4 protein-coding genes and 1 pseudogene are annotated in these 5,132 nt (G+C 64.0%); all 5 read left to right on the forward strand.

Features of this window, described 5'->3' with window-relative positions; translation table 11 throughout:
- The coding region (locus tag BIS11_RS10500) for an FAD-dependent oxidoreductase (protein WP_253586021.1) at window positions 1–346 on the forward strand (346 nt) is incomplete at its 5' end.
- A 150-nt stretch (window positions 347–496) separates the two neighbouring features.
- Complete coding sequence (locus tag BIS11_RS10505; protein WP_253422955.1) at window positions 497–2,152, forward strand: CTP synthase; 1,656 nt, start codon at window positions 497–499, stop codon at window positions 2,150–2,152.
- 9 nt (window positions 2,153–2,161) lie between these two features.
- Window positions 2,162–3,013 (forward strand): 3-deoxy-8-phosphooctulonate synthase, encoded by an 852-nt coding sequence (gene kdsA, locus BIS11_RS10510; RefSeq protein WP_253422958.1) that lies wholly within the window; start codon window positions 2,162–2,164, stop codon window positions 3,011–3,013.
- Window positions 3,014–3,111: 98 nt separating this feature from the next.
- On the forward strand, window positions 3,112–4,401 hold the full coding sequence (eno, locus tag BIS11_RS10515; protein WP_253422963.1) for a phosphopyruvate hydratase: 1,290 nt from the start codon (window positions 3,112–3,114) through the stop codon (window positions 4,399–4,401).
- Between the two features lie 544 nt (window positions 4,402–4,945).
- A pseudogene (locus BIS11_RS10520) lies at window positions 4,946–5,132 on the forward strand (L-cystine transporter); the annotation flags it as partial.

Consider the following 5,132-nt stretch of genomic DNA (forward strand, 5'->3'; position numbering starts at 1 on the left):
GGTCGAAGGCGTGAAGGTGGTGCGCACTCGCCTGGGCGAGGCCGACGAGAACGGCCGCCGCCGCCCGGAGATCGTGCCCGGCTCCGAAGAGGTGATTCCAGCGGACGCCGTGGTCGTCGCCTTCGGCTTCCAGGCAAGCCCGATCCCCTGGTTCGAGGGCTCGAGCATCGAGGTGTGCGAGCGCAACCTGGTCAAGGCGCCGGAGCACGGCCGCTTCGCCTTCCAGACCACCAACGAGAAGATCTTCGCCGGTGGCGACATGGTGCGCGGCTCGGATCTGGTGGTCACCGCCATCTACGAGGGCCGCCAGGCCGCCGAGGGCATGCTGGACTACCTGGGCGTGTAGCGCGCAGGCGGGGAGGGCGCGCCAGGCGCTCTTCCCGCTCCCTCCCGCCGGGCAGTTCAATTGAGCCCAAAGGCGTACTCTGCTATTCTGTCGTCCCATCCTGGTGTGGCTTTCTGCAACACCCCTTGATCACGTTTCTACAGGTTTTCCATGACACGATATATCTTCGTGACCGGCGGCGTTGTGTCCTCTCTTGGCAAGGGCATTGCGTCGGCCTCGCTGGCGGCGATTCTCGAGGCTCGCGGCCTCAAGGTCACCATGCTCAAGCTCGACCCGTACATCAACGTGGACCCGGGCACCATGAGCCCCTTCCAGCACGGCGAGGTGTTCGTCACCGAGGATGGCGCCGAAACGGACCTGGACCTGGGCCACTACGAGCGTTTCATTCGCACCAAGATGACCCAGGGCAACAACTTCACCACCGGCCGGGTCTACGAGCACGTGCTGCGCAAGGAGCGCCGCGGTGACTACCTGGGCGGCACGGTGCAGGTGATTCCGCACATCACCGACGAGATCAAGCAGCGGGTCTACGCCGGGGGCGAAGGCTTCGACGTGGCGCTGGTCGAGATCGGCGGCACCGTCGGCGACATCGAGTCGCTGCCGTTTCTGGAGTCGATCCGCCAGATCAGAAGCGAGCTCGGCGCGAGCCGCGCGATCTACATGCACCTGACCCTGGTGCCCTACATCAAGACCGCCGGCGAGACCAAGACCAAGCCGACCCAGCACAGCGTCAAGGAGCTGCGCTCGATCGGTATCCAGCCGGACATCCTGATCTGTCGCAGCGAAGTCGAGCTCGAGGAGAGCGAGCGGCGCAAGATCGCGCTGTTCACCAACGTCGAGGAGCGCGCGGTGGTGCCGCTGCAGGACGCCGACACCATCTACCGCATCCCGCTGATGCTCCACGAGCACGGCCTCGATGACATCGTCTGCGACAAGCTGCGCCTGGACGCGGCGCCGGCGGATCTCGACGAGTGGGTCAAGGTGCTCGACGCCAAGCTCAACCCGCTGAAGTCGGTGAGCATCGCCATGGTCGGCAAGTACATGGAGCTGCTCGACGCTTACAAATCCCTCAACGAGGCGCTGATTCACGCCGGTATCCAGGGGCGCATCAAGGTCAACGTCGATTACATCGACTCCGAGGACATCGAGCGCCACGGCACCGAGCGCCTGGCGGGCAAGGACGCGATCCTGGTACCCGGCGGCTTCGGCGAGCGCGGCGTGGAAGGCAAGATCCTGACCGCCCAGTACGCCCGCGAGAACAACGTGCCGTACCTCGGCATTTGCTTGGGCATGCAGGTCGCGGTGATCGAGTTCGCCCGCAACGTGGCGGGCTGGACGGACGCCAACTCCACCGAGTTCACCCACGATACGAAGCACCCGGTGGTCGGTCTGATCACCGAGTGGATCAATGCCGAGGGCAAGATCGAGCTGCGTGACGCGGCGTCCGATCTGGGCGGCACCATGCGCCTGGGCGGCCAGGTGTGCCACCTTAAATCGGGAAGCCGCGCCCGCGAGGCCTACGGCTCGGACGAGATCGTCGAGCGCCATCGCCACCGCTTCGAGGTGAACAACCAGTTCATCGACGAGCTGGAGAAGGCGGGCCTGGTGATTTCCGGCAAGAGCGTGGACCAGTCGCTGGTCGAGATGGTCGAGCTTGCCGACCACCCGTGGTACGTGGCGTGCCAGTTCCACCCGGAGTTCACCTCCACGCCGCGCGACGGCCACCCGCTGTTCTCGGGCTTCGTCAACGCCGCTCTCGAGCACAAGGCGGTTCGCACTCGCGCCCACGCCGCCCCCCACGAGTAAGGAGCGACGATGGCTGCCAACGAACGCCATATCGACATTGCCGGACTAACCGCCGGCAACTCCCTGCCGCTGATGCTGCTCGGCGGCATGAACGTGCTGGAGTCCGCCGAGCTTGCCGATGAAGTGGCCGCCGCCTACGTCGAGGCGACCACGGCACTCGGCATGCCCTACGTCTTCAAGGCGAGCTTCGACAAGGCCAACCGCAGCTCGATCCACTCGTTTCGCGGGCCGGGCCTCGAGAAAGGCCTGCAGATACTGGCCGACATCAAGGCGCGCCACGGCGTGCCGATCATCACCGACGTCCACGAGCCGCATCAGGCAGCGGCCGCGGCACAAGTGGCGGACATCATCCAGCTGCCCGCGTTTCTCGCCCGCCAGACCGACCTGGTCGTCGCCATGGCCAAAACGGGGGCTGCGATCAACATCAAGAAGCCGCAGTTTCTCGCCCCTCACGAGATGCGCCACATCATCACCAAGTTTGTTGAGGCCGGCAACGACCGCCTGATGCTCTGCGAGCGCGGGTCGAGCTTCGGCTACAACAACCTGGTGGTGGACATGCTCGGCTTTGGCGACATGAAGGAGACCGGCTACCCGCTCTTTTTCGATGTCACTCACTCGCTTCAGCGCCCCGGTGGGCGCGCGGACAGCGCCGACGGGCGCCGCGCCCAGGTGGCGGAGCTTGCCCGCGCCGGTGTCGCCGTGGGCCTGGCCGGGCTCTTTCTGGAGGCGCACCCGGACCCGGACAACGCCAAGTGCGACGGGCCCTGTGCGCTGCCGCTCGATCAGCTCAAGCCGTTTCTGAGCCAGCTCGTCGAGCTCGATGCGCTGGTCAAGGGCTTCGAGCCGCTCGTCATTCGCTAGACACCGGCAAGGCGGCACCGACCATGAGCGGTGCCCACGGGAAACGCCGTCATTCATTGGACCGCACGTAGTAGACCGATAATCAAAAGGACGCTGTCATGACCAAGATTGTGGATATCACCGCCCTCGAAGTGCTCGATTCCCGCGGCAACCCCACCGTGAGCGCCACGGTGCGCCTGGAAAGCGGCGCGGTGGGCCAGGCCTGCGCGCCGAGCGGCGCCTCGACCGGCTCCCGCGAGGCCTTGGAGCTTCGCGATGGCGACAAGGCGCGCTATCTCGGCAAGGGCGTCTTGAAGGCGGTGGACGCGATCAACGGCAGCATCCGCGAGACACTGGTCGGCATGGACGCGCGCGACCAGCGCGGCCTGGATGACGCCATGCTGGCGCTCGACGGCACCGACAACAAGGCGAACCTCGGTGCCAATGCGATCCTCGCGGTGTCGCTGGCGGCGGCCAAGGCGGCGGCGAACGCCAAGGGCGTGGCGCTCTATGCCCACATCGCCGAGCTGTTCGGCAAGCCCGGCCAGTACAGCATGCCGGTGCCGATGATGAATATCTTGAACGGCGGCGAGCACGCGGACAACAACGTCGATATCCAGGAGTTCATGGTCCAGCCGGTGGGCGCGGCCAACTTCCGCGAGGCGCTGCGCATGGGCGCCGAGATCTTCCACGCGCTGAAGAAGGTGCTCTCTGCCCGGGGCCTTTCCACCTCCGTGGGCGACGAGGGCGGCTTCGCGCCGAACCTTGCCTCCAACGCCGAGGCGCTCGCCGTCATCAAGCAGGCGGTGGCGGACGCAGGCTACACGCTCGGTGACGACGTGACCCTGGCGCTCGACTGCGCCTCCTCCGAGTTCTACAAGGAGGGCCAGTACGACCTTTTCGGTGAAGGCCAGCGCTTCGACGCCCAGGGCTTCGTCGACTACCTGGCGGGACTTTGCGAGGAGTATCCGATCGTCTCCATCGAGGACGGCATGGACGAGTCCGACTGGGCGGGCTGGAAGGCGCTGACCGACAAGCTGGGTGACAAGGTGCAGCTGGTCGGCGACGACCTGTTCGTCACCAACACCAGGATCCTCAAGCGCGGCATCGACGAGAAGATCGGTAACTCCATCCTGATCAAGTTCAACCAGATCGGTTCGCTCTCGGAAACCCTGGACGCGATCCAGATGGCCCAGGAGGCCGGTTTCACCGCGGTGATCTCCCACCGCTCCGGCGAAACCGAAGACACCACCATCGCCGATCTGGCGGTGGGCACCGCCGCCGGCCAGATCAAGACCGGCTCGCTCTGCCGCTCCGACCGCGTTGCCAAGTACAACCGCTTGCTGATGATCGAAGCGGAACTCGGCGACGTCGCCTACCCCGGACGCAAGGCCATCAAGGGGCAGTGACGCGTGTAAGCAATCGCTTAAAAAAATGTAAGACATCTCTTACTTGAGGCGAGGAAAATCGCGGTGGGAACGGTAGTCCAAGACGGATTTTTCCTCTAATTAAAACTCAAGTTTTTGATTTTAAAGAGATGTTGTGTCGAGGGGCGAGCCGGAAGGCTCGCCTTTCGCGCTTCTGAAGCTTTTTGCCAAACAACCAATTTCTGTCACACTGCCCCAAGGACTAGGGGAGGCAAGGATGCTTTAGGCAGAAGAGAGTGATGTCAGGGTGCGCCGGGTGATGAAGTGATTTTGGCCCCGGCAGGGAAGCTCACCCAGGAGGTATGACACAGGGAGTGGTCAGAGGAAGTGCTTGGAGCGGGCGACCTACGGGTCGCCTTTTTTTATGCTCGGCGATACGAAAATTTTTAGTTGGTTATAAGAAAAATGCATTGTTATTCCTTTCAACTATTACTTACCATTGCGCGCCTGGATTAGCGGGCTATCTTCATAGCCTGTCCGTGGCACTGGCTTCAGTGCCGCCGTTCGTCATTAGGAGACGGTTACCATGCCTTGGTTAGTAGCCATAAACGTATTGATTTTCGCGCTCGCCATCGTGCTGCTTGCGCGCTGGCAGCGAAGCGGCGCCAGCCTGTCCCGGGTGGTGCTGGTGGGCCTCGTGGTCGGGGTAGTGCTCGGTGCCCTGCTGCAGGCCCTCTACGCCGACGACACGGCGACGCTCACCGGCACCATCG

Source organism: Halomonas sp. 707D4, from assembly GCF_024158685.1.
In the GTDB taxonomy this organism is placed as follows: domain Bacteria; phylum Pseudomonadota; class Gammaproteobacteria; order Pseudomonadales; family Halomonadaceae; genus Vreelandella.

Excerpts from the sequence above, each read along its gene's own strand:
- kdsA (WP_253422958.1), top strand. The coding sequence starts at position 2,162 with ATGGCTGCCAACGAACGCCATATCGACATTGCCGGACTAACCGCCGGC.
- eno (WP_253422963.1), top strand. The coding sequence starts at position 3,112 with ATGACCAAGATTGTGGATATCACCGCCCTCGAAGTGCTCGATTCCCGC.
- BIS11_RS10505 (WP_253422955.1), top strand. The coding sequence starts at position 497 with ATGACACGATATATCTTCGTGACCGGCGGCGTTGTGTCCTCTCTTGGC.